Source organism: Prauserella cavernicola, from assembly GCF_016595675.1.
In the GTDB taxonomy this organism is placed as follows: Bacteria; Actinomycetota; Actinomycetes; order Mycobacteriales; family Pseudonocardiaceae; genus Prauserella_A; species Prauserella_A cavernicola.
Window position 1 is genome coordinate 1 of the sequence record NZ_JAENJH010000047.1, and the last position, 312, is coordinate 312.

Here is a 312-nt window from a genome sequence, read left to right on the forward strand (position 1 = left end):
CCATTGCCGGCGGACGCGCTGCGACAGCTGGCGATCGGCCTGGCGTCGGCGCTGGCCGACATCCCCCGCGCCGGGCTGATCCACCGCGATCTCAAGCCTGGCCACGTGCTGCTCGCCGCCGACGGGCCGCGCGTGATCGACTTCGGGATCGCCCGCGCCGCGGAGGGTTCCGACCTCACGGGCACGGGCGCGGTGGTCGGCTCGCCGTCGGTCATGTCGCCGGAGCAGGCCGACGGCGCCCACCTGACGCCCGCGAGCGACGTGTTCTCGCTCGGCGTGCGGCTGGTGCTGGCCGCCACCGGGCGCAGTCCG

The 312-nt window shown here is 76.3% G+C and carries 1 protein-coding gene; it reads left to right on the forward strand.

Translation table 11 applies throughout. The features are described from left to right. Positions 1-312, forward strand: a 312-nt coding sequence (locus JHE00_RS34630; protein ID WP_200326424.1) for a protein kinase domain-containing protein, incomplete at both ends; no start/stop codon positions are given.